Source organism: Neorhodopirellula pilleata (assembly GCF_007859915.1).
GTDB lineage: Bacteria > Planctomycetota > Planctomycetia > Pirellulales > Pirellulaceae > Rhodopirellula > Rhodopirellula pilleata.
On record NZ_SJPM01000011.1, the window covers coordinates 180,163 to 203,090 of the forward strand.

Consider the following 22,928-nt stretch of genomic DNA (forward strand, 5'->3'; position numbering starts at 1 on the left):
TTAACGGGACGCCAACCGGGGCTAACGCCCATCGGCTAATTGCTGTAGTTCGGTAGACAACTAAATCAACACGCCGGTGAACGGGGGACATCACGATATTAACTTCATCAAACTTGTCCCCTGGAAGCAGTTTCGTCGTGACGACATACTTTTGCGTGGCTCATCCGGGTTAGCGGATCAACTTCACCGGCCCCTCGGTTCGGTGCAGAAGATTGTTCGAGAACTCTTCACCGACGAATGCCGATACGCTGACCGAATCGGTTTTTACGCTCGAATCAATTGTGAACGAAACCTCGATCGTGCCGGCACCGGATGCCGTTCGCAACACTCGCTCGATTCGCTTACCTGAGGCGTCTTTGAGTGTGACGTGGAAAGTCTGTCCGCTCAAACTCCGGGGCAGGTCGTGGTGAATTTCGACACTCACCGTGTCACCTGTTTGTGATAACGTTGGCGTCGACATCGAGAACAGCTTTTGATTCTGTCTAGGTTTCGGGTTCTTTCGATTGCTGCGTCTTGCATCGGATTGAGCCTGGACTTGATCGACATATTCGCTTCGTGCGTCGTCGTCGTCGCGATTCAAAAACACCGGTAAGATCGGATCGCCAGACTGTTCCATGAACTGCTGCATCGCTTGACGATGACGCTTGAGTTCGTCTGTGTACGCGGGATCGTCAATCAGGTTGTGCAGCGCATCAGGATCGTTCTCGTAGTCATAAAACTCCTCGGGAACACCGTGTTGGAACAATGCCAAACGTTGGGCAATCAACGGATCCGATTTCGCCATTTCATTCATGGCTCGGTAGGTCAACGTCCCCTGCGTGGCGGTTTTGAAAACTCGCTTTCCGTCCGACCACGGATTGAACAGATAGCCGAATCGTTTGGACTGAACACTCCGCATCGGACTGCGATTACCACCAGAGTTCTCGTTGTAGATTTTATAGACCATTTCCCGATCCAATTGCGATTGTCCGTGAAGGACCGGTGCGAACGATCGTCCGTCGAATCCGTCGGGCGGATCGATTCCGACGATGTCCACGATCGTTGGGGTTAGGTCCACCGCCGAGACCATTTCGGTCTCGTTGACCGATCCCGGTTTGGTGACTCCCGGCCAACGAACCATCAACGGCGTCCGCGTGCTGTGGTTCCAAAGTGCCGTTTTGGCGAATGGCAATGGCATCCCATGGTCGGAAAGAAAGATCACTACGGTTTCCTGTTCCTGGCCGGATTCCTGTAGCGCGTTCATCACGGCGGCGAAGCAATCGTCGGCGCGGCGAACCGATGAGTAGTACTGCGCCAATTCACGACGCACGTCCGGATGATCGAATAAGAAACCGGGAATCGGAACTTCGTCGGGTGTGAACACACGTGACGGGACGTTCGGATCAGGGATCGTTTCGGACTTCTTGCCCGTCGCGTAGAACGGCTTGTGAGGATCCGAGATATTGACATTCAAGCAAAACGGTTTGCCTTGTTGGTCAGCCAATTCGATGCCACGTTTGGTCGAACGGTAATAGGATTCCGCGTTCTTCATGTCTTGCGTTTGCCCATCAATGACCGTCAAGTCCGCGTCCCACGCGTAGGGTTGATAGGGAGTCGAATGAGAAACCTTGCCACGAATCCCGACGAAATATCCGGCTCCCTTCATTAAATCGACGAGGTGCGGATAGTCGGCGTCTTTGACTTGATAAAAACCTTCGACTCCCGTGTTGTGCGGATAACGTCCCGACAGCATGACGTTTCGCGACGGATAGCAATTGCCGACTTGTACGTGGGCATGTTGGAATCGCATCGACCGGGCGGCAAATCGATCGATTGCCGGCGTCGTCTCGGCGAGTTTGCAACCGAAGGCGCCGACCGAATCGCAGTTCATATCATCAACGGTGATGATCAAGAAATTGGGCGTTGCCGCTTCGGTCGGTACCAAGGCCCTGCAAGCTAGGAACAGTAGAAATCCAACGCATAATCGATTCATGGATTTTCCTAATTCGGTTGTCGGCGAGTTTGGTGTTCATTGAACGACAATGATACAAGCCCGACGCGCAAGCGAGAGAATTCGTGTTGTCCCACATTCTCGCGGGACCACTCGCATGCGCGTTTTGAGGTTGCACTTTTGCCTGTGGCATTGGTTTTTCGTAACCCGAAGCGTAAGCGAGGGATGAGTCAGTATCAATGATCCCTCGCTTACGCAGCTCACTGTACCACACAAGTGTGGTCGGATTGGTTGTCTGATTTTTCTCGAGAATCGGGGCCGAAAGCGTCCCATGCGTGGGACAGGTCGTTGACTCGTTGCAGTCCAAGCCAAAGAGTCTGGGCTCCCGGTTGAGTGCTTTTGCGGATCACATAGCCGCCCAAAGTAGCGATCAAACGGATCATTTCGTTGAGCGTCGGTGGCTTCGATGGCAACGCCTTCTTCGTCACCACCATGTACACCGCTTTCCACTCGCTCGGTGTGAACACGATCTCGCAGTCCATGTCCGGGCAACTGCGGCCTAAGTGACACAGGTACAGCACCTTCCAAGCCACTACCAAAAAAACCGCCAGGCAGTTATCGAACCGACTGAAACGCTCGAACAATCGCTCCTCCACCTGGCAACCCGATTTCAAGGTTCGGAAATAAATTTCAATCTGCCAGCGGATGCAGTAACAAGCAACGACCCGTTGGACTTCCTCGATCGTGGAGATCGGAAGCGTCGTCAGCAGTAGCCACTGGATCGGTTCTTGTCCTTCAGGCGGATTGGGTTCCTCGAACAAAGCCGTTTGTGCATCGCGTATCATGTGAAAGAGCCTTCGTGTTTTTCCTAAGTTGTCGTCAGATAACAACTTGGACGCACGCAAGGCTCTTTTCGTTCAATGCTGATGAATAATCCGGGCTAGCGGGCTGTCGGCTCACTTCACTAACCCTCATTTTAGGGTTTGACGAAGCACTAGTTAGTGCCGTCAAGCCGCACAACGCCGATCGTTCTCAATCAAATTGTCCGACACAGGGCAAGTTCAGTTGACGCGCAATCTCCGGGTCAAATGTACCGAGCAATTCGCGAGGATGGTCATGGACCAACGATGAATACAAGCCTTCGAAATATTCCAATTGCGGATCCAACAATCGTTGCAAGACTTCGTCGACCGTAATCATCGTCTTGGCGTACGGGTCCGCATCGAACGAAGATGGCGGCGGAATTTCGTCGATCTCGTCAATCAAATCGTCCAGCCAACCATTGATCGCGATCGCCGAGACGCCCAACGCGATCAACTTGATCGAATCCGATACGGACAACGATTGGCTTTGCATCGATTTCGGCGGCGTCAACCAGACCGGGATCCGATGGCCCGACTCCATGGTACCGATCATCCGCAACGTGAACTTAGCGAGTGAAATGCCATCGATCCGCATTTGGCTCATCCGAATCAAGATCGCATCGGGCCCGGCGGCCACCAACTGCGGCCAACATTTGTCGATCCATTCCGGTGTGATGCTGACGATGACGGCGGCTTGGGGACACAGCACGCGGAGTTGATCGACTTTGGATCGCAAGTGGTCCGCCGAAGGCACGTCGGGAGGCAGCGTCATGGCCGGCACCCATCCGCCGCCGGAAAGCGGTTGGTCGTCCGTTGTCGCCTCCCAGCGACTAATTTGTTCGGGTGAATAAGCGATCCGGCCGGACGCGTCGCGGGGCGGCGACAGTTGCAGATCGACGACACTGACGTCATCAAAATCCAGCGATGACATACCGTAACGCTCATTGCGATAGGGAAGCATTCGCAGCGAACCGCGTCGCGTCTTCTCACCCAATAACCGGTCATGGTCCGGCGGATCGTGTCGCTCCGGTTGCGCGTGACGATCACTTTGAATTCCGGAAGAATCTCGATCACCCAGTTCACTGCGAAGCGCCGATACCAAGACGCCGCGAGACCGCATCGCTTCGAACACGCACGCGGCAACCATGGGTGTCCAGTGGTGCCACGGCGGCGAATCCCAAAACAGCGGCATGGGCAGCGACACTGCATCGCCGGCCGATCGCGCCACCATCATCTCGGTACGGGCCGGGGCAATCCCGCGGCGGATTTGTCCGAGTTTCGGCGGCATCAGGCACAGCGATTCGAGCAACTCAGTGTTCTTCCATTTGTTGGATATAAAGTCGCAAACGTTCCAGTTCGTCGGTCGTGCCCTTAAGCTTGAGCATGTTCTCGACACGTTTGACCAATTCAACCCGGTTGACCGGCTTGCTGAGGAAATCATCCGTGCCCGCTTGCACGCCACGTTCGATGTCGCCCAATTCGCTGAGCGCGGTGACCATCAAAATCATGATGCTGCTCGTCGCAGGATCTTCTTTGAGTTTTTTGCAAACTTCAAATCCGCTCAGCTTGGGCATCATCACGTCGAGCAAAATCAAGTCAGGCTTGAATGAACGGACTTTCGCCAAGGTGTCTTCGCCATCGACGGCGGTTTCCAATTCGCAATCGATGTTGATCAAATAGGCTTCGATCAACTCACGGTTGGCCAAATTATCATCGGCGATCAAGATCCGATTCATCAAACCGCCTCACAGGTTGCTGCCGCCGCTGGCACGGGAAAGGCATGACACATTTCGCGGATTTCCGTTCGGATCGACCCGTGCAATGCCTCATCATCGGCGTTTGCGAGGGCTTGATGAATCCACGTGCCGATGCGTTTCATCTCATCGACACCCATGCCACGCGTCGTCAACGCCGGCGTGCCGATGCGAACCCCGGAAGGGTCCATCGGTTTACGTTGATCGAAGGGAATCATGTTCATGTTGACGGTGATACCGCACGCGTCCAGCGCGGCTTCGGCTTTCTTGCCGCCCAGACCCACCGTCGTCACGTCGACCAACATCAAATGGTTGTCCGTTCCGCCACTGACCAACCGCAACCCGGCGGACATCAACGTATCGGCGAGCGTGCGAGCGTTTTCAACGACGGCTTTGCCGTACGCCGCGTATTGGTCGGTCATCGCTTCGGCAAAGCAGATCGCCTTGCCCGCGATCACGTGCATCAACGGCCCGCCCTGCGTGCCGGGGAACACGTTGCGGTTGACGAGCTTGAGGTGCTCCTCTTTGCACATGATCAAACCACTGCGCGGGCCCCGCAATGTTTTGTGCGTCGTCGTGGTGACGTAGTCCGCATACGGCACGGGGCTGTTGTGAATCTTGGCCGCGACGAGCCCCGAATAGTGCGCCATGTCGACCAGAAGTTTCGCACCGACCTCGTCGGCGATCTCTTTGAATCGGTCGTGCGGGATCTCTCGAGGGTAGGCACTCGCGCCGGCAACGATGAGCTTCGGTTTGTGCTCGCGGGTGAGCCGTGCGATTTGGTCAAAGTCCAAACGATGGTTGACCGGGTCGACGCCGTAGCTGATGAAGTTGTAAAGCCGTCCGCTGATGTTCAACTTCATGCCGTGAGTCAGGTGACCGCCTTGGGCAAGGTCCAATCCCAGGACCGTGTCGCCGACTTCGAGACAACTTAAGTAGACCGCCGTGTTGGCTTGCGAGCCGGAGTGCGGCTGCACGTTGGCCGCCTCGGCCCCGAACAGCGTCTTGGCTCGCTCGATCGCGAGCGTTTCGATGACGTCGACGTGTTCGCATCCGCCGTAGTATCGGCGTCCGGGATAGCCTTCGGCGTACTTGTTGGTCAGCACGCTGCCAGCGGCCTCCATGATCGCCGGGCTGGTGTAGTTTTCACTGGCGATCATTTCCAGACCGTCTTGCTGCCGCGCGAACTCGGCTTGCATGGCTGCGAAGATTTCGGGGTCCTGGGACTGAATGATGCTCATCAAATTCAACTGTTCGGGGTGGGAAGAAGGAGAACACGGTGTCAGAGCGATGATTGTCGACGCCATGGCATTGACCGTCAATGACGATCCCCGCTAACGCCCCGAATCTCGCCAAAATTGGGGGGCCAACGCCCCTGATTGTCGGACCAGGGTTGGTTTTCCCCTCAGCTCAAACGTAAACGAAAACCCCACCTCAACTTAAACGTAAACTTAAACTTAAACTTAAACTCTCCCCTCCGCCGAATCGGCGGTTTTGCGGACGGAGGTTTAAGTTTAAGTTGAGGTTTAAGTTTAAGTTTTGGAGCGACAGTGAGTTACGCGAACCGGCCGTGCAGGAACCAGCGTTTTTGTTCGCCGGTGGCGACTAGGTCGTGGTAAACCCACAAGCGACTTCCGTCGACCAATTCGACGCGAAAATAATCGCGGCGGATCAGCGGCCCACTCCACCATCGCGTCTCGATCCGCTCCGGCCCCCAGTGCCGGTGGACGGCTTGCGAACTTCCGCGAATCCGAAAAGCCGCCGGAAAATGATCGCACGCGGCCGTGTCAGCTTCCCGCCCGCCGGCGTCGATCGGCGTGATCGGCGACGGAACCTCAAGCAGCTCGATCGGTCGTCGCCCCAAGTCGGTCGTTCGCGGCGGCCCCCCACCTGTCACCCGCCCACCTGTCACCTTTCTCCCTCGCATCCGATGCGTCGTCATCGGAAAGTCCTCGACCGAACTTTCCGGCAACGGATCGTCGCTCAAGCGGACGCCGCGGACGCAGTCTTCGCCCAAACGACCCGACAAAACATCGATCAATCGGGCCGCCTCGCTCTGACGCGTCCAATCGTCGCCGCCACCGGACTGGAAATCCGGCCCAAAGATCGACGGCTGGCGACTCGAGAGCGGCGCGTGTTGGGCGACGCAAATCGTCATCTGAGTGACCATTGAACCCAACCGGTGGGCCTGTAACGCGCCGAGCATCAACCGCGTCAGATGCGATCGATCGAGCGTCGGTGCGAACAAACCCGATTCCAATACTGCCGGCGGATGAGCCGTGAAATCGAGATGACACCGCAACCGCAACACGCCCCGGTGCAGAGGTTGTAAATCGACGATCGCTTGGTCGATCAATCGCTCCAAGCGGTCGCTGATCAAGTCCATCGCGTCGGTAGGATATTCCAACACCAACGACGCCGAATGGTCCGATGGTGTCTCCAGTGCAATGAGTGGTTCATCGATTTCGCCGGTCGCCTGGGCGATCCGATCGCAAAGCGGCCTTCCCAAGCGTGTGGCCAGTCCTTCGCGTGGCAAACGCAACAAACTGCCCACCGTTTCGACACCCAAACGGGATAGTGTCGCGACCGTATCGGGTGGCAGCCGCAGCGCCGCGGGCGGCAGCGTTTGCAATGCGGTAAGGGTTTGGCCGGGCGGGGCGATGAAGAACTCAAAACCATTCTTCCTTGACCGGTCTTTCTGCGACGGCGCGGTGTTGGCCAACGCCCAGGCCGCACCGAGCGTGTCGGCGATCGCGAATCGTCCGTTGAGCCGTCGTTTTTGCAATTGCGAGGCCGCCGTGGCGAGCAGTTCCCGCTCATCGCCGAACAAATGCGTGACCCCGTTGATTTCTGAAATGATCGCTTCGGGGTCGTGCCGATGCCGGCCGTACCATTTGAAACGTTGGAGTGTTTCGACGGCCGTTCGCGGACTGAGATGGTTTTGAAATTCAAGAGCGAGCGATTGCAGAGCTTCACGGTCGGCATCACGATCGTGTTCTTCAAAAATCGCCTCGGTCATCGCGGCCAGGTCGGCCGCCTGGGCGACCGGCATCCCCAACCTCACGCCCGCCGAGCGGGCTCGCACGCACGCGGCCGCCACAACCCGCCCGCGCCGCGGATCGGCGTGCCACAGGATGACCGGCTGGGATGGTTCGTTGGCTTTCGCCGCGTCATCCGGTTTTGCGGGCTCGGGCGTGGCGGCGAGTCGACGTTGGATCGGCCAATCGGGCAGCCAAAGACACAGCAACCGCTTCATGACGAGTTTCCGTGTGGCGGGTTTGAGAATCGACGGTGAGCAAGCGGGCATCCGGCGTGATCGCCAAAACCGCTTGCCGTTTGCCGCCCATGCGAACGCGGACCGTCCGCACATCGACGGGGGGACGAGAACCGATCGCAACGGCCGAAGAATGAACCGGAGAATCAGCCGACGCATTGACTGATGATGCGAGCACCGGATCGACGTGAAAACGCACCGGCGCGAACGACGGGCGGGACGCTTCGGAAGCCGCCAACACGAACAAACCCGGCGTGCGTCCGACCTCGGCGGCCAATTGCAACCGCCGGGCATCGCGGTCGTCCAAATGCCACGGCAACATCGACCACACCGCCGCGACCGAGGAACAACGCAGCGCCTGGTCGAGCGCCCAAACACTGTCGCGGCGGTTGTGACAACGGCACCACACGATCCGATCGGGCGAGATGCCGCAGGCGATCGCCCCGGCGGCGTGAAAGGTTTCATTCGGGTCGACCACGATCACCGGCCCGGTTTGGTCGGCGATCGCGGCGGCCACGGTGATCATCGCGAGCGTCCCCGCCCCGCCCGCCTCCCGGCCGGCGACCCACTCGCAGATCTGGCCGCGTTTGAGCCCGCCGCCGGGCAACCAAGTGTCCAGCGTGGCCGAACCGGTCGAAAAAATATCAGCCGTTTCCATCGCGGGGCTGGTCGAGATCGCCGCCACACGGCTCCGCAAATTCGCGAGCAAAACCCGACGATCGCCAGTCTGGGGCGGCGAAGAAAGTGGCGACGTGCCTGGAGCAGGCGAGTTGTCTTGAGGAGCGGGGGCGGCGGCGGAGTCTGCTTTGCGGAGCGTGGCAACGGTCGCGTTGGCCCAACGTGGCGTACGTTTGGTGGGCGTTTTCGCAACCGCCGCCGGTTCTTCCCAAAAACTGAATGTCTGTTGAAAAGCCCCCACACCCGCATCCGCCTTCGACTCGGGAATGGGCACCAAAGCGGAACCCGGCCGGAAATCGGCCTGGGAATTCGAAAGAACCCGGGAATTCGAAAGAACCGAACTCGAAAGAGCCGAACTCGAAAGAACCGAACTCGAACGGGGACAGGCATCGACGTTCGTAGATGCTATCGTGGGCGTAGATGCTATCGTGGGGGGCATGATTCCTTGCCTGAGAGCCGAGTATCGCCGTGTCGACCGCAACCGACGCCGGGCTTCCATTATGCTAGCAAAGGATTTGCTAGCAAATCCTTTGAGTCGAGAACGCTGCCTCTAATGCTTCAAAAAATCCGCTATTTCCTGTTCTTGGTGGCCGTTTTGGTCGTGATCGTGGTGGCTTTTCAAAACCATCACGCGGTGGACATTGAGATTTTGACATTCAGCGGCCGGTATCCGTTGACGTTGCTGCTGTTGAGCACCTCGGTGGTCAGTTTCATCTTGGGATCGATCATGACGGTGTGGCGGTCACGCAAACGAGAAAGAACGAAAGCACGCCAGCAATCGTTGAAAGACCAGCAATCGTTGAAAGAGACGTCCGTTAAGGAAACGAAGACGTCGTCCGCTTCGCGAACGGATTCCGCCGATCCCGCCCGTTCGCCCTTGGAAACCTGATCGCCCTTGGAAACCCGTTCGCCCCTGGAAACCTGATCGCCACTGGAAACCTGATCGCCACTGGAAACCTGATCTCGTCTTTCCGGATGTCGCCGATTCTTTGACTTCGGCCGATTTACGAGGCGACGTGAACTTCTGAAACCGTGTCGGCAAGGTCGGCCTGACGGGCAGCGGCCCCCGTCCCGACGCGAGAATCGGAGGCGAGGCAATGCGATCCGGCCCGGCCCGGGTTGGTTCGGGCCCGGCGGCGAGCCACCAGATCGTGTCGCAATAAAACCGCCTGGGCCAAATCGCCGATCGACTGCACCGGACGACTGCGGCGGCGGGCTTGAGCCTGCATTTGTTCCCGACCCTGGCGGATCAGCTCAGCCAATTGCATCAACCCGTTCGCTTCGTCCGCCTTCGGAACCACAACGGGCGCAGGCACGGGAACCGCGCCAGGGGTGAGATCGGCGAAAAGGGTCAGTTGGGTCATCGAAAAGCTCCTCGCAGTAACCGAATGGTTCGAAACCGGATGGTTGGTGAACGCGTCAAAACCACACAAACGGCTTGACGTTTCAACTGCGAGCATTCTTCGCGGCCCCTGTGACACGTTTGGTCACGGCGTGCAAATGTTCCGGATCTTTCGATTAAAATAGCTGCATCCACCGAAATCCGATCAACTGCCGACTTCTGATTGTTCCTGTCAAAAAGCTGATGTAGGCTGGATCGCCAAGACTCCGTCGCCAAGCCGACGCCCTTTCCTTCTCGTCCGAGCATTTGCCTTGTTGTGGTCGCAATCACCATCGAACGATGATCCGAGTGCCGAATCGAGTGCCGAATCTCCGCCGCGTGAGAACTCGCCCACGCATGAAGACGGAGATTCCATCGATGCCTCGATCGAATCGATGAATGAAGTCACATCCGATAAGGGAGTGGCCGCGGCCGAACCATCGTCCGCCACCGTGACGCCAAGCAGTGACGAGTTTTCAAGCAACGAAGATTTGCCAAGCAACGAAGATTTGCTAGGTAACGACGATTCGCCGAGCGTCGGTGATCTGCCAGAAGGCGACGAATTGGTGGGCGGTCTCGAGTCGGAGGATGAGGACAGCTCGTATTCAGACGCGGAACCCGACTCGGAGCCGAGACCAGTTCTTCAAGAAAGCCCCGTCGTGCCGCCGAGGTTGGACGGTCTTGGGCGTCGTCGGCATCTCAATCACTGCTTGTTTGCCAGCATCGTGAGTTGGTTGGGCGCGACGGCCATGGCGGGTATGGCAACGGTTTTGTTTATCGTGTTGGTGCGACTGTTCGGTGCGACATTCGAATTCCCGCAGGCCGCCGTCGTCGAACCGATGTTGGTCCTGTGGATCGCCGCGACGGGCGCGCTCGGCATTTTCTGGACCGGCTACTGTCACCGGACGCTGGGTATCCGCAAGCGTGACCGGCTCCCACTGCGTTTAAGGAACTTGCTCGACGTCCCCAGCATGAAGGACGAACTTGAGCTTCTTCGGATCGCGGTCATCGTTTTCGCCGTCTTGCCGTTTGTCGGCTCGATGTTGCATTCGGCCGTCCCACGCATTGACCGTGACTTGCCGCCGATCGGATACTCGCCGGTCTTCATGTTTGGTTGGGTCGCGATGATGCTCAGCGGCTTGACGGTATGGGTCTGCAGCGTCCCTGCGTTTCGCGAACTCAGGGCGAAGTATCTCCTCAATAGTCTGCGGTTTCACCATCGCGGTGTGGCGCTGCGCAGTTTTATCTCCGAGTGGGACAACCCGGGCCGGCAAATTTACCGATCGTGTCGTTTGAGTCGTCACGTATCGCGTGCCCACACCTCGATTTTTGTCAGCACGATCGCCTGTTTCTCGTTCGCCGGATGCTTGGCCGGGTTGCTCGATTCGACGCGTTATCTTGGCGACTTGATGAGCCTCGTGTCGATCGCGGCGATCGCATCGATGTGGCCGACGCCGAAACGGTTGGTGAATTGGTCGGCTGAAACGCTTGACAAGTTTTGCGCCGATCGAGAAGAGTACGAGTTCTACTAAGCTCGTCTGGTGATATTTTTCCGCTTCACTAGATTAGCCGTTTGGGCGTTAGCCCCGGTTAAGCGGGAACCGCATCTTTCGGGCTGTTGATTTAATCGTAACCCGAAGCGTGAGCGAGGGATAATTGATATTGACTCATCCGTCGCTGACGCAGCGGGTTACGAAAAAATCGCAACTTCGAAACTCACGCTTCGGGTTACGATGCAAACGAATTCAACACGTGGCTATCGGCGTGTTGATTTAATCGTAACCCGAAGCGTGAGCGAGGGATAATTGATATTGACTCATCCCTCGCTGACGCGTCGGGTTACGATAAACCAATGCCACAGGCAAAATCGCAACTTCAAAACTCACGCTTCGGGTTTTGATGAGGACTAAATCAACAGACCGCTATCGCCAAAACGGCTAATTAACCGAATGACTTCACCCGACGTGTCTAGAGGTCACGCCACGCGGTATTGGAGCGTGTCTTCGATCGCGATTTGAAATTCGTTTTCGGTCAGTTGCAACAGATCCCTCATCGAAATCAATGTCTTGACCATTTCATCAGAGAGATCCTCTTCGCTGGCGGTGGCGACGAGGAACATTGCTTGTAGAGCCAGCAAGCGTTGCGTCATCGTCCAGCGTTTCGAGATCGTCAGCACGTAATTATGCGGCCGAATTCCGGCTTGCCGGGCGATCGAACAAAGCCGACCGAGTTCTTCGCGTTCGATCGGCCGATCGAACATCATGTCGGCCAAGTGCAGTAACGCTTGGACTTGCGGCTCGGTGATGTCGCCGTCTTGGAGCGCGATCAAGACCGCCGATCGAATCGCTTCGTCTTTGTATTGTTCCGCTTGAACGCGTTGGTGGGTGACTTGGTCCATGTTCAAGACGCCCGGGTCCCAATTGCTTTTGCAATGATCGCAATGGACAAACAGTTCAGCTTGTCCGATCGGAACGGTGGGAATGAAGTAGAGCGTCAAGAACGGACGGCGGGCTCGCAACCGATAGGATTGCGTGACCCCGCACGTCGGACAATAAAAATCCCCCGTCTGGCGAGTCCGCGTGAGATTCATCGTGCCGATTAAAATCATGGGCGGGTCGCGGGACGGGGGCGAATTGGATGATGAAAACCACCCAGGCTTTCGAAGTCATCAGGGACCGACGTTGTGATCGGTCCTCGATGGCTATTTTACCAACTTGGTAAGTTCCCGCCCATTGCTTCGCACGGCCAGTCGGACGAGTCCCTGCATCTCTTCGGCGAGACGGAATAACTGCTCGCCCGCTTCGAGACTTTGAGCGGCACCGTCTGCGGTCTCGCAGATGACCGAGTCGATTTGAGCGATGTTCTCGGTCACTTCGCGACTCGCCAAGCTGCTCTCTTCGATTCGTTCGGCGACCTGTTTGGCAAGCGAAGTGACGTCCGAGACTTCGCCCGCGATCGAAATCGTCGTGTGGCTTTGTTGCTCGACCGCTTTGGCGATGCCGCCGCTTAGTGCCGTCACCCGCGTGATGGTTTTTTCGATCGCGTCGATCGATTCGATCACGTGGCTGGTGCGTTGTTGAACGCACGTGATTCGGCCGCAGATGTCCTCGGCCGCTTCGGCGGTTTGTTTCGCAAGCGCCTTGACTTCCGATGCGACCACCGCGAAACCCTTCCCCGCTTCGCCGGCCCGAGCGGCTTCGATCGTCGCGTTGAGAGCGAGCAGGTTGGTTTGTTCGGCGATGTCTTGAATGACGGTAATGATGTTGCCGATCGTCTCCGCCGAATTGCCCATTTCGACAATGTCATGATGTGATTGCGTGACTGCGTTTTGGGCTTCGGTCGCGACCGTGGATCCTTCCTCGGCGTCTTGGGAAACTTGACGGATCGTCACTTGCATTTGGTTCAACGAACCCGAAATCGAAATCAACTTGTTGGAAATCTCTGACGTACTTTGAGAGACCTGTTCGATGTTGATCGACATTTCTTCGGCCGCGCTACTAACGGTGGCGGATTGACATTTGCTTTGCGCCGCTCCGGCGCTGACGATGTTGGCGTTGCGGACGAGCGATTCGCTGGCGTCGTTGAGCGTGTTGACGCTCCGCTGGATCGGCAATACCACCGACGAACGCAGCAACCACCAGAACACCAGCATTGATGGTACGACGATGATCGCGATGAGATAGATCGCCGACGCCGTCGCTTCTTCGACGCGGGCCTCGGCCGCTGCCGTCGGTTGGATCACTTCGAATGCCCCGTGCAGGTCACCGACGGCGTAGTTCTCCATCGGGAACCCTAACGCGTCCAGCCCGTCGTCGTTGCCCCACAACTCTTGCGATGTGTCCGGCGATCCGTGACACATCAGGCATTCGGCTGTCAGACGGATCGGCCGAAAATAACGGATCGAATGGGCTTCTTCGTCGTGAACGTGATATTGTTTGAGAGAGGGGTCACGCTGAAACGCGGTGAGGGCTTCGGCTTCGATCGTATCGGGTTCATTCTTGGGATTGCGAGGATTGAATTTGGGGGTCCGAAACTCATAACCTCCTTCTTCGGCTCGGCCCATGACCGAGTTGATCGTGGTGATGATCGGAACGGCCGAGAGCACCTTTTCGGTGTCACCCGCCTCGGCCCACTCGGCCAACGTTTTTTGGGAATGCAGGCCGCTGGCCCAATGGGCGGATAACCGATGCTGCATCGAATCAGCCAGATCCGCAACCGATGCGGCCTGACGAAGACAATCTTTGAATGTGTCGTTGCGTACCTGTTCGTTGAACTGGCTCAAGATGGCAGCCGCCACGACGGCAACCTGCAACCCCGCAAGTCCGAGAATTGTGTAGCGGATCGGAAGTCTTTTAAAGTGTTGTATCATGTTGCCCCTCGTTGAAGTTCGACGTGGCCGCTGCATCCGAGCCGCGTCGGAATTCGTCTGTTTGTGAATTGGATGTCGAGTTAACATCGACGTTTCGAAGCAAATGCGAAACGTCTTCCCACAAACGTGGGTCATGCAATGTGACCACCCGTATCCGTGGGGGGGCAGAATTTGCGTCATCGCCATGGATTCATGTCGATCGCAACGGCTTTGACGATTCCCCTCTGTGGACGCCCACTTTTTTCAGTCTCTCGTTCTGGTGCCGAGCTGCGGATGAAACCCATTTCATGCGAATTTTTGCCGAATCAGCTGGTTCGACTGCTCAATCGACCGCCTGAATTTTCCGCATCCGAGTCGGGATTGGGTTGGGGGATGGCCCCCGAGTTGGCCTACGGTCGCCACCGTGGACCGGCGCGGATTCGATCGCGCCAAGCTGCCGTCGCCGTCGTGCTAACTCCCGACAAGGCAGGCGATTGGATCATTCCATTGACGCGTCGTCCGACGGCGCTGCGTCATCACGGAGGCCAGATTTGTTTTCCGGGCGGGCGAATCGAAGCGGGGGAAACGCCCCAACAGGCAGCATTACGGGAGTTCGAGGAAGAACTCGGCGTCCGACCGGATATTGTCGCCTATTGCGGACAGTTACCCTCCCAATACGTTTATGCCAGTGACAACCAAGTTACCCCGGTGATCTTCGTCGCCCGCCAACAGGGGCGAACTTGGTCGCCGGATCCTTCCGAGGTCGACGAGGTCTTGGAGCTGCCTCTTTCGGCAATCATGCGTGATCGCAATATTCGCCGAATTAACCAGTGTCGATCGATTCGGAAAGCCAAATCGATGAACTCTCCCGCGTCGTCATGCGGGCGCGATGACGGATCCGCCGGAAAAATCACTCACTTCGATGCGGCGAACGTCGCTTCCCTGGATTTCAAGGCACCTGCTTTTATGTACCAGGATTGGCAGATTTGGGGGGCCACGGCCGTGATCTTGGATCAGTTGGCCCAATGTTTGCGTCGATCGATGCCGGATAAGTCCGACGCGTTCGATTCTGCCAATTTGGCCTCCTCTGGTATTTGAAGCTCACATCGCTAAATTGTGGGCTTCGGTAAACTGTGGGCATCGCTAAATTGTGGGCCAAGAGCGGACCTTTCCATTCGACCCTTTCAACTTTTCTTGATCAGGAACAAACAAGATGGCTTCCGAAGCAGTCAAAGAATTCACCGACGATAATTTCGATACGGAAGTGCTCAAGAGCGATTCCCCCGTGTTGGTTGACTTTTGGGCTCCGTGGTGTGGTCCGTGTCGTCAAATCGCTCCGATGATTGACGAACTTGCCGAAGAAAACCCGAACGTGGCGATCGGCAAGATCAACATCGACGAGAACCCCGGCGTGGCTCAACGGTTCGGGATTAACAGCATTCCCACGTTGCTGTTGTTCAAGAACGGCGAAGTCAGCGAGAGCTTTATCGGCGTCCGGCCGAAGGCCGCGTTGCAAGAAGCGCTTTCGTCGGTCTGATCGACCTCGCCATTTTTTTCCGGCGTAACGTTCAAGCCTTCCGTGCCGATTGCCGATCTTTCCGGTATCGCGGAAGTTGTTCGTTTTAGGAGCTGAGACGAGTTCGCGGATTCTTTGGTGAATCCGCTCGACCCGGTCTTCCTAAAGAGAACAATTTATGCGAAATTCCTAAACCACTCGGGACGAACGCCTGTTCGTCATCGAGTCCAACGGAAGGCGACGTGGCCAAGTGGCTAAGGCGAAGGATTGCAAATCCTTTATTCGTGGGTTCGAATCCCACCGTCGCCTCTATCGAGTCACCTTGCGAGGTCGGCGGTCGAGGCAATCGACCACCGAACCGAACATCGAGACGCCCGCCCTTGTAGCTCAGTTGGTAGAGCAAATGACTCTTAATCATTGGGTCCTAGGTTCGAGTCCTAGCGGGGGCATTCTTCGGAGCGGAAAGCACGCGACACCGCGTGCTTTCCGCTCCTTCTCAATTCCAAGCCACTAGTGTTCGGTTCGGGCATTTGTATTTGCACGTGGATAGGAAGCGTCGAACTCACGGGCTGGATTGGTGGCGTCGCAGCCTGTGGTCGAACACATCAGCGACATCGTCCCCGGCACGCAGTATTCTTTCGAACCGGCAAGATCATTGAAGATCTGGTTTAGCCGGCACATGAAAAGAAGACCAGTATGTTTGATGCATTCCAATTGATACCAGCGCTGCAAATCATTTTCGCACACGAAATTGAATTTCAGGAGAATAGCTTCGTCGAGTTGACTGTGGCACAATACGACGCAATGAAACGACGTGGCCAACCTCGACACGGCAAGATGTACCGAATCGTTCACTTCGAGCCAGAGGCGATTGAACGAACGCCCGAGAAAATTACTTTGGAACTCACGATCGCTAGCGAATCGGATCGGCAACTGATCTTGGATGCCGTCGAGTTTGTCCACCGCGCCTCCCAATCGATGTCAAAAGAGAATCCTACCTTCGCCGATCGATTGAAATACTTGCGCCCCCGGTTGCCACCGATCATCACCCAATCATCATTCTGATTGGCTCCGCAGGCGGACTTCGCATTCGGCATTGAAAAGTGCCTAGATGTTACCAGCCCCGCTTCGGTCGCATCCTGATTTCGATAGGGCTTCGACGGGGTCAGACGCGGGATTCGGGATTGACGGACGGCTGAATCCCGAATCCCGCGTCTGACCCCAAGCGAAGCGTCTCCGTACTATCACGGCAGCTACATCGACGAACCCGTGATGAGAGCAGGTAGCGGAGGTCTGATCTATTACCACCGCGGCCAACAGTACAGCGTCATCGCCCTAACCAACGGCGGCGGTACCGTCACCGAACGCTACGCCTACTCGGCGTACGGCACACCTACGATCACCGACGATGCTGGCACTACACTTACGACGAGTGCCGAGAACAACCGTTATACGTACACCGGACGTGAGTACGACGAGGCTTTGGGCCTGTATCACTACCGCGCCCGGATGTACGACTCAGTGGCCGGTCGGTTCTGCTCCAGGGATCCAATCGGGTACTGGGATGGTTTGTCATTATATCAGGGATACTTCATACCTTGGGGAACAGACCCCAGCGGGCGAGCATCGACGGCATGGCATCACCTCCTGCCTTGGAAATGGGGTGAGGCATTCGGAACACGGGGTTTTGACATCAATAATAATCATTGGGGCTACGACCTACCAGCTGATGTCCACAGCCAACTTGAGTCAGCGGGATGGGGCGCCGAATGGAACGATTTTTTCCATGATTGGGACAACGGTGGAAGACTGCCTACCGTTGCAGAAATTCGAACGAAGGTTGCTGAAATGATGACTGACCCTCGTTTCGAGCCGCTTCTTAATCAAGGCACTCCTTCTACGGGACGATACCCAAGTGAGACGACCAGAAAAGGATGGGATAAGATTATTGACGGACTCAAAAAGCACGGCGGGAAAGGAAAGAAGCTACTGGCAATACTGGCAGGTTTGGGGATTGGGGGTGCCATTGCTCAGCCTGCTTATGCACTCTGTGGCGGGAGCTGCAACCACGAACGACGTTCGTTTGAGCTAAGCTTGGAAAAATTCCAGTACGCCCAAAAACAGTTTAACTGTCAGGACGTTGCGGATGACTTAAGAACCCTCTTGGAGTGTATCGGCACAGACGACGCTACCAATGGGATTCAATACATTGGTGTTATGACCAGGATATGCACAAAATTTTAGGATTCAGTGACTAAATGATTTCATCTTCATTACTTGAGATTGAGGCATGGCGATCAGGCTTCGAGCAATTGCCTGCTAATGTCCGTTCGGCATTTTCTCCGCATGAGTCTGAGGCTTACTTGGCTGGTGCGAGAGCGATAATCGATGCTTTGGCTGCCACTGGTGAGCCTATTATTCTAAGTGTTCTTGACTGCTTCACTGACAACCACCCATTTAGGGTTTATATTGAGAATTTTCACGATCAACCCGAAATCTATTTTGGTTTGTCCTCCGTGAAACTGTCGCATGAACTGCGAGTGAAGCTCGCTCAACCCGAAAGAGAACTTCCTTTATTCCTTCCCTCACGTTTCGCTCGATTATTTTCGAGGATTAGCAAGTTGACTTGCAAAGCCCCTCATTTCCCAAGGTTGATCGAGCCAAGACGGCTTCATGTGTCTGGGTACGATGGAGATTCTTGGGAGGTCATAACGTACGCTAATCGAGATTCTTTGCTTATACACGGCGACGGGAGCTCGTCGTTCTTCGCGGCGGCGGGGAAGCATCTTTCTGAGATAGAAGCGACCGAACTGTTGGACGCTTTTATTGAAGAAGCTTTTGCGATTAGAGATATCTTTAGGACGGGGAGCGATCAAAAGGGTCAGGAGCCTTAAAGACAAAAGAGGCAAGTATCTGACGCTTGCATCCGAGCAAGTAGCGACGATTGGATTTCGTCGCCAACATCTTTGAGGGAACGCTTCGCGGAGAAGTTTAAGGTGTCAGAGAAGTTTAAGGTGTCAGGTACCAATTAACCCTCAGAGAAGATTAAGGTGTCAAAGATTAAGGGTGAAGAAAAGGTGGGCAAGAAAAGGTGTCGGACACCGAAATGGCGGAATAGGTAAGTAGCGGGCCGTTGCACCTGAGTCGGTTGCTCAGCGATGACAGGAAGTCATTGCCATCTTCGGGGAAGAAAAGGTGTCCGGTACCGTTTACAGCTTGGCCTTTCAGTTCTCGACCGGTTTTTTCTTTGGACGCCCACGGGGTCGCATGGTTGACTCAAGGTCGAATGTTCTGGCGATGTGCTCCACCCATGTCTCACTCCCAAAGGGGACTCCCCGTTTGACACTCCAATCGAGCTGCTTTCGCTCTTGCTCACTGAAATCCGTTGCAACCAGTTGAATCCAATTCGGAGTGCGGCGAATCGGCCATGACGACACTCGCTGCGAGAACGCCTTCGTCTTTTGATGCCAGTGATACAAGCTGCCAAACTTCCAGTCTTCGGGTCGATGACACAGTTCGGCAGCGTAAGCATTCCGTTCGACATAGCGTGCAACGGTCAAGAAGTGCTCATCACTTTGGACGGGAAACGACTTGAATCGCCCCTGATACACATGCCCCATTCCCGTCGTCTTGTAGTGGGCATGGTACCGCTGCGTGTGAGTCAGTCCTATGTAGTGACCAAATCGCCCCATCTCGCCATCAACACCTGGGCGGACCAGAAGGTGATAGTGATTCGGCATTAAGCAATACGAAAAGAGTTCCAGGTCAAAGCGTTCTAAAGCCTCGTCGAGAATCTTCTCGAATGCTTCGTAGTCCGCGTCTTTTTCGAAGATAGTGGCACGGAGGTTCGCCCGATTGAGCATGTGATAGCAATGTCCGGCAGCATCCGCACGCTTGGGGCGTCCCATGTCGCGTTTCCCTGGAAGGAGAAGGAAAGTTGAGGTGCGAGTCTAAGGGGAAATGCCTTCCGGGTCAACAAAAACGGTACCGGACACCTTTTCTTCCCCGTTGAGCAATCTGGCGACACTGGGATTCAAAATCGCCTCAGCCCCGGCCATGAACGTCAGGTGGGCCATTTCGCGCAGATCATTTCCCGGTTCTTTACCTTGGTTGTAAATCTCGGTGACGATCGATATCGCCTGGTCAATCGAGGGAGATGCGCAGCCGTGTGTAAAATCGAAATGTGGCCAATCCGCTGAATCGTAACGGAAGTCACCGAGCGGGAAATCGGTTGATAGGCGGAGTGACAGACCGAGGCCGCCGTGCCATGGAGATAGTTCGAGTGCGATACCGGTGATGGGGAGTTCGCCACGCGCCGTTCGTTCGATCGAAGTAATGTATTCGGAGCGTTCGTGGAGAACGTCAATGATCGCGGCAAATATTCCGTCTCTGCACGCTTCGCATTGCTGTTTCAGTGGCATTTTCATAGCGGAATAACGTCGGCGGTAACGGTGCCGCCACCAAAAATTCTCGATATCAAATCTCGCGTCGTCGGCGGCTCCCGTTCACCGCTTCGTTATGACGTTTCTCTCAGAACGTTGCAGGCCGCCATTACCTTAGCGTGCCAGAATGGCGAATTGACCATTTCGGAAATGCCCTCCATCATTCTGGTTTCAGCCACGCTTGGGTCACTGAACTGCAATCCGAGCAGCAGACCGTTGTTCTGCGGCAAACTCCGAGCGAACTCTTGTACGGCAATGCTGACGGTCTCCAAAAACCAATCTGAAATGGGTTCAGGCTCCCAGTCTAGCTCGTAGAAGTACTCATACAGATCATCGATCAATTTTTCTGCGTCTTCGTGCGGGAGATCTGAATACACGTACTCCCAGTCGCAGACGCACACGTCCGGCTCCGGGGTGGATGATGCGACCGCTTTCGCAAGTAGGTCGGGATGGTCTTTCAACATCTCAAGCAAGCCGGCGTCCACTCCCGTGCGATTCCCAGCGGTTCGATCCAGAGCTTCACGTGTATTTACCGCTACAACTAGTCCTCGAAATCCGGAGGCCGAGTAGAGCACGGTTGCGTAGAGCGTCTCCGGACTCAGTTCGGAACGAGCCCGCCTCTCGCCAGCGCCCAGGCCGTCGAGGATGAGTGTTGCCAGTCTTCCGCGAGCAGCGGGTAAATCCATCCGTTACCTCCCGGTCATAACGCCACCGATAACCCAGCGGCGGCAAAAAAGTGTTGATTTCAGGAAACGCCCGCTCCGCCGCTTGGGTTCATCGGATTGTTCTGCGAGCATTTCTTGTGGGGTTGCCTTTGCGGGCAAGGATGTGTCCGCAATTACACCAGTGTGGCCCCAAGTTGTACCGTGCGAGTTCAGTCATTTCCATCAAGGCGGAAGTCAGGTCGATGAATTTCCACTCGCCAGACCACCCATGCCCTCCCGTCGTCATCTCGAATCCATTTATATTCGCACGAAACGTAGTTGTCGATTCGCAGTCGCCGCGACGATGGTCAGCTAACGAGAATTCTTCGTAGCTTGGTGCAGCGGCTAAAAGCCCAGTGATAGCGGAATCAACACAATCCTCTTCGATCACGAACTCGTATCGTATCGACGTTCCAATATCGCGTGAGTCAATCACACGTATCCCAGGGATGTGAGGAGTTTCCATTGCGAAAGTCATTGTCCAATTCGATCGCAGAACGACGGCGGTAACGGGGCCGCCGCCGAAAAACTAAGATTTCAAAACCCGCGTCATCGGCGGCTCCCGTTCACCGCTTTGTTATGTGTCGTCGTCAGCAACGAACCACTTTTCCAAGAAGTCAGTGAACGAGAAGTATATGCCGTCGTAAGGCTCGAAGCAGCCATTTGAACCGATGGAACCGAACAGCCAACCATTGGCTGCATCGTAAGCCTCGCAATTGCCTGCGAAATCATCACCAACAATGAGCACACCGTCCAATCCACGCGCAGTCTCCGGATCATAAATCTCATCCGGCTCCAGAAGGCAGTGGATCATGTATCGACTCTTGCCAATTGGGCCGTATCCGTAAGTCAAATAGAGATGTCTGAGTTCCTTTGGCATTCCGGGGAATCGCCTCGCCACGGAATCGACCCAGTCAGTCTCGACAGGCATGAACGATGTCGCCGGTTCTCTGTTTTGAATTTGAGTAATCACGTCGTCAATGTTCATGGGCGATTAAACACATAACGTCCGGATTCACCGGGTCGGGAGAGTAAAGTCATCCATTTGAAAACGCCCGCAAGCCCGACTCCGGTGCAATCCATGGTTATCCGTAATTTGTGACACCAACGTGTGCGTCAAACGCCGGACGTTCGTCAGGCGGAAGGTTTGCACGATGGTACCGCAATGAAAACCCACCGTACAGCGTGCCATCATCGTTAATCATCCAGTCAACCACGTCAGCGTCGGCAATGTCGAATACTTGGCCGACAGACAGCAGCGGAACGGACGGTGGAACCTCAAATAGTTCAGCGGTGAATCCAGAGTCGGAAGCTGTCGCGTTGAACAGCCAGACAAAACCGCTCGACTCGCCGTCATCAAGTTTCGTTTTAATTAGGCAGGAATGCGAATCGAATCGCGGCATCATTGAGCGAAACTCATCGAGCGTTGCGCGTGCGTTAGCAACGCATTCTTGGTATGCAGGGTCGGAGGCGCGGAACATATCCACACGCGCACCGGGATCGAGGTCAGGCTTACGGTCCAGTTCGCGTCGGAGCATCTGCCAGTCGTACCAGCAATTTTCCGGATCAAGATCGTCATAGCCACGAGACTCGGCCAGCCTGGCAGCATCGGCAAGCGTCATCATAATGCAAGCGGCATTGTCGCGAATAGTGAGAGCCTCATCATTCGTTAACGGCTCGCCCTTCTTGTCCTCGGCTGCGATAAGGATCGCACCAAGTGCTGGCATGAATACCGGGATAAGGTCAGCATCGTCATTCATCTGTTTGATTTCAGTCGGATAACGGTTGACATCACCGGGTGGCGGCGAACGACGTGCAAGCAGACAAAAAATGCAACCACCGCCACTCCGGTGCAGTACGCCCAACATGGGCGTGATCTTGTGGGGTGCAAGTCCCCTGTACTTAGTTCCGGTTTCTTTCACGACGAGGCAGTATACCAAATGTAACTCAGAAGAAAGACAGTACGAGGCGAAGGCAACTGCGGAAGGGTGACCAACCGTGGGGAGGAAGCCTGCGAATGTGCTCGTGAAGCTGGAAA

At 55.7% G+C, this 22,928-nt stretch carries 22 protein-coding genes and 2 tRNA genes; 9 read left to right on the top strand and 15 right to left on the bottom strand.

Annotation, left to right across the window (positions count from 1 at the left end; all coding sequences use genetic code 11):
• Positions 1-169 precede the first annotated feature (169 nt).
• The 7 genes from Pla100_RS22120 to Pla100_RS22150 form a co-directional block, all read right to left on the bottom strand.
• The gene (locus tag Pla100_RS22120) at positions 170-1,972 is read right to left on the bottom strand and encodes a sulfatase family protein (protein WP_146580245.1); all 1,803 of its coding nucleotides are present in this window, start codon (positions 1,970-1,972) and stop codon (positions 170-172) included.
• 218 nt (positions 1,973-2,190) lie between these two features.
• Complete coding sequence (locus Pla100_RS22125) at positions 2,191-2,775, bottom strand: IS4 family transposase (RefSeq protein ID WP_146580248.1); 585 nt, start codon at positions 2,773-2,775, stop codon at positions 2,191-2,193.
• 187 nt (positions 2,776-2,962) lie between these two features.
• On the bottom strand, positions 2,963-4,081 hold the full coding sequence (locus Pla100_RS22130; protein WP_231603353.1) for a hypothetical protein: 1,119 nt from the start codon (positions 4,079-4,081) through the stop codon (positions 2,963-2,965).
• Positions 4,082-4,103: 22 nt separating this feature from the next.
• Complete coding sequence (locus Pla100_RS22135; RefSeq protein WP_146580252.1) at positions 4,104-4,529, bottom strand: response regulator; 426 nt, start codon at positions 4,527-4,529, stop codon at positions 4,104-4,106.
• On the bottom strand, positions 4,529-5,788 hold the full coding sequence (locus Pla100_RS22140; RefSeq protein ID WP_146580254.1) for a serine hydroxymethyltransferase: 1,260 nt from the start codon (positions 5,786-5,788) through the stop codon (positions 4,529-4,531). The genes Pla100_RS22135 and Pla100_RS22140 overlap by 1 nt, the downstream gene beginning before the upstream one ends.
• A 314-nt stretch (positions 5,789-6,102) precedes the next feature.
• Entirely contained in the window at positions 6,103-7,803 is a 1,701-nt protein-coding gene (locus Pla100_RS22145) for a Y-family DNA polymerase (RefSeq protein ID WP_231603354.1), read from the bottom strand.
• A complete protein-coding gene (locus tag Pla100_RS22150; protein WP_231603356.1) occupies positions 7,718-8,773 on the bottom strand; it encodes an ImuA family protein in 1,056 nt (351 codons plus the stop codon). The genes Pla100_RS22145 and Pla100_RS22150 overlap by 86 nt, the downstream gene beginning before the upstream one ends.
• 279 nt (positions 8,774-9,052) lie before the next feature.
• On the opposite strand from Pla100_RS22150, the gene Pla100_RS22155 reads away from it, so the two are divergent.
• Positions 9,053-9,388, top strand: a complete 336-nt coding sequence (locus Pla100_RS22155) for a lipopolysaccharide assembly protein LapA domain-containing protein (protein WP_146580256.1) — start codon at positions 9,053-9,055, stop codon at positions 9,386-9,388.
• 115 nt (positions 9,389-9,503) lie between these two features.
• Here the strand turns inward: Pla100_RS22155 and Pla100_RS22160 are convergent, their stop codons facing one another.
• A complete protein-coding gene (locus tag Pla100_RS22160) occupies positions 9,504-9,863 on the bottom strand; it encodes a hypothetical protein (RefSeq protein WP_197168157.1) in 360 nt (119 codons plus the stop codon).
• Positions 9,864-10,152: 289 nt separating this feature from the next.
• Between Pla100_RS22160 and Pla100_RS22165 the strand changes: the two genes are divergently transcribed.
• Entirely contained in the window at positions 10,153-11,412 is a 1,260-nt protein-coding gene (locus tag Pla100_RS22165; RefSeq protein ID WP_146580258.1) for a hypothetical protein, read from the top strand.
• 443 nt (positions 11,413-11,855) lie between these two features.
• Here Pla100_RS22165 and Pla100_RS22170 read toward each other — a convergent pair whose 3' ends face one another.
• Positions 11,856-12,470 (bottom strand): zinc-ribbon domain-containing protein, encoded by a 615-nt coding sequence (locus Pla100_RS22170; protein WP_231603358.1) that lies wholly within the window; start codon positions 12,468-12,470, stop codon positions 11,856-11,858.
• A gap of 111 nt (positions 12,471-12,581) precedes the next feature.
• Positions 12,582-14,249 (bottom strand): methyl-accepting chemotaxis protein, encoded by a 1,668-nt coding sequence (locus tag Pla100_RS22175; protein WP_197168148.1) that lies wholly within the window; start codon positions 14,247-14,249, stop codon positions 12,582-12,584.
• A 273-nt stretch (positions 14,250-14,522) separates the two neighbouring features.
• Between Pla100_RS22175 and Pla100_RS22180 the strand changes: the two genes are divergently transcribed.
• The 7 genes from Pla100_RS22180 (at position 14,523) to Pla100_RS22210 (ending at position 18,638) form a co-directional block, all read left to right on the top strand.
• Positions 14,523-15,326 (top strand): NUDIX hydrolase, encoded by an 804-nt coding sequence (locus tag Pla100_RS22180; protein WP_231603360.1) that lies wholly within the window; start codon positions 14,523-14,525, stop codon positions 15,324-15,326.
• Between the two features lie 115 nt (positions 15,327-15,441).
• A complete protein-coding gene (gene trxA / locus Pla100_RS22185) occupies positions 15,442-15,765 on the top strand; it encodes a thioredoxin (protein ID WP_146580264.1) in 324 nt (107 codons plus the stop codon).
• A 215-nt stretch (positions 15,766-15,980) separates the two neighbouring features.
• Positions 15,981-16,053 (top strand) — tRNA-Cys (locus Pla100_RS22190).
• A gap of 67 nt (positions 16,054-16,120) precedes the next feature.
• Positions 16,121-16,193 (top strand) — tRNA-Lys (locus tag Pla100_RS22195).
• A gap of 247 nt (positions 16,194-16,440) precedes the next feature.
• Complete coding sequence (locus Pla100_RS22200) at positions 16,441-16,809, top strand: hypothetical protein (protein WP_146580266.1); 369 nt, start codon at positions 16,441-16,443, stop codon at positions 16,807-16,809.
• A 207-nt stretch (positions 16,810-17,016) separates the two neighbouring features.
• The gene (locus Pla100_RS22205; RefSeq protein WP_146580267.1) at positions 17,017-17,988 is read left to right on the top strand and encodes an RHS repeat-associated core domain-containing protein; all 972 of its coding nucleotides are present in this window, start codon (positions 17,017-17,019) and stop codon (positions 17,986-17,988) included.
• A gap of 14 nt (positions 17,989-18,002) precedes the next feature.
• On the top strand, positions 18,003-18,638 hold the full coding sequence (locus Pla100_RS22210) for a hypothetical protein (protein ID WP_146580269.1): 636 nt from the start codon (positions 18,003-18,005) through the stop codon (positions 18,636-18,638).
• A gap of 330 nt (positions 18,639-18,968) precedes the next feature.
• Here the strand turns inward: Pla100_RS22210 and Pla100_RS22215 are convergent, their stop codons facing one another.
• The 5 genes from Pla100_RS22215 to Pla100_RS22235 form a co-directional block, all read right to left on the bottom strand.
• Positions 18,969-19,652, bottom strand: a complete 684-nt coding sequence (locus tag Pla100_RS22215; protein WP_146580271.1) for a transposase — start codon at positions 19,650-19,652, stop codon at positions 18,969-18,971.
• A 42-nt stretch (positions 19,653-19,694) separates the two neighbouring features.
• Positions 19,695-20,171 carry a hypothetical protein gene (locus tag Pla100_RS22220; protein ID WP_146580273.1) on the bottom strand — a complete coding sequence of 159 codons (477 nt, stop codon included), beginning with the start codon at positions 20,169-20,171 and terminating at the stop codon, positions 19,695-19,697.
• A gap of 89 nt (positions 20,172-20,260) precedes the next feature.
• Positions 20,261-20,872, bottom strand: coding sequence for a hypothetical protein (locus Pla100_RS22225; protein WP_146580275.1), 612 nt, complete (start codon positions 20,870-20,872; stop codon positions 20,261-20,263).
• A 595-nt stretch (positions 20,873-21,467) separates the two neighbouring features.
• Positions 21,468-21,878 (bottom strand): hypothetical protein, encoded by a 411-nt coding sequence (locus Pla100_RS22230; protein WP_146580277.1) that lies wholly within the window; start codon positions 21,876-21,878, stop codon positions 21,468-21,470.
• Between the two features lie 97 nt (positions 21,879-21,975).
• A partial coding sequence (locus Pla100_RS22235) for a DUF2314 domain-containing protein (protein ID WP_231603362.1) occupies positions 21,976-22,928 on the bottom strand: 953 nt, incomplete at its 5' end.

What these genes read in the sequence shown, in the direction of transcription:
- Pla100_RS22180 (WP_231603360.1), top strand. Translation starts at nt 14,523, where the DNA reads ATGAAACCCATTTCATGCGAATTTTTGCCGAATCAGCTGGTTCGACTG.
- Pla100_RS22160 (WP_197168157.1), bottom strand. Translation starts at nt 9,863, where the DNA reads ATGACCCAACTGACCCTTTTCGCCGATCTCACCCCTGGCGCGGTTCCC.
- Pla100_RS22140 (WP_146580254.1), bottom strand. Translation starts at nt 5,788, where the DNA reads ATGAGCATCATTCAGTCCCAGGACCCCGAAATCTTCGCAGCCATGCAA.
- Pla100_RS22200 (WP_146580266.1), top strand. Translation starts at nt 16,441, where the DNA reads ATGTTTGATGCATTCCAATTGATACCAGCGCTGCAAATCATTTTCGCA.
- Pla100_RS22210 (WP_146580269.1), top strand. Translation starts at nt 18,003, where the DNA reads ATGATTTCATCTTCATTACTTGAGATTGAGGCATGGCGATCAGGCTTC.
- Pla100_RS22175 (WP_197168148.1), bottom strand. Translation starts at nt 14,249, where the DNA reads ATGATACAACACTTTAAAAGACTTCCGATCCGCTACACAATTCTCGGA.
- trxA (WP_146580264.1), top strand. Translation starts at nt 15,442, where the DNA reads ATGGCTTCCGAAGCAGTCAAAGAATTCACCGACGATAATTTCGATACG.
- Pla100_RS22170 (WP_231603358.1), bottom strand. Translation starts at nt 12,470, where the DNA reads ATGAATCTCACGCGGACTCGCCAGACGGGGGATTTTTATTGTCCGACG.
- Pla100_RS22120 (WP_146580245.1), bottom strand. Translation starts at nt 1,972, where the DNA reads ATGAATCGATTATGCGTTGGATTTCTACTGTTCCTAGCTTGCAGGGCC.
- Pla100_RS22220 (WP_146580273.1), bottom strand. Translation starts at nt 20,171, where the DNA reads ATGAAAATGCCACTGAAACAGCAATGCGAAGCGTGCAGAGACGGAATA.
- Pla100_RS22205 (WP_146580267.1), top strand. Translation starts at nt 17,017, where the DNA reads ATGAGAGCAGGTAGCGGAGGTCTGATCTATTACCACCGCGGCCAACAG.
- Pla100_RS22225 (WP_146580275.1), bottom strand. Translation starts at nt 20,872, where the DNA reads ATGGATTTACCCGCTGCTCGCGGAAGACTGGCAACACTCATCCTCGAC.
- Pla100_RS22145 (WP_231603354.1), bottom strand. Translation starts at nt 7,803, where the DNA reads ATGAAGCGGTTGCTGTGTCTTTGGCTGCCCGATTGGCCGATCCAACGT.
- Pla100_RS22125 (WP_146580248.1), bottom strand. Translation starts at nt 2,775, where the DNA reads ATGATACGCGATGCACAAACGGCTTTGTTCGAGGAACCCAATCCGCCT.
- Pla100_RS22130 (WP_231603353.1), bottom strand. Translation starts at nt 4,081, where the DNA reads ATGCCGCCGAAACTCGGACAAATCCGCCGCGGGATTGCCCCGGCCCGT.
- Pla100_RS22155 (WP_146580256.1), top strand. Translation starts at nt 9,053, where the DNA reads ATGCTTCAAAAAATCCGCTATTTCCTGTTCTTGGTGGCCGTTTTGGTC.
- Pla100_RS22135 (WP_146580252.1), bottom strand. Translation starts at nt 4,529, where the DNA reads ATGAATCGGATCTTGATCGCCGATGATAATTTGGCCAACCGTGAGTTG.
- Pla100_RS22230 (WP_146580277.1), bottom strand. Translation starts at nt 21,878, where the DNA reads ATGAACATTGACGACGTGATTACTCAAATTCAAAACAGAGAACCGGCG.
- Pla100_RS22215 (WP_146580271.1), bottom strand. Translation starts at nt 19,652, where the DNA reads ATGGGACGCCCCAAGCGTGCGGATGCTGCCGGACATTGCTATCACATG.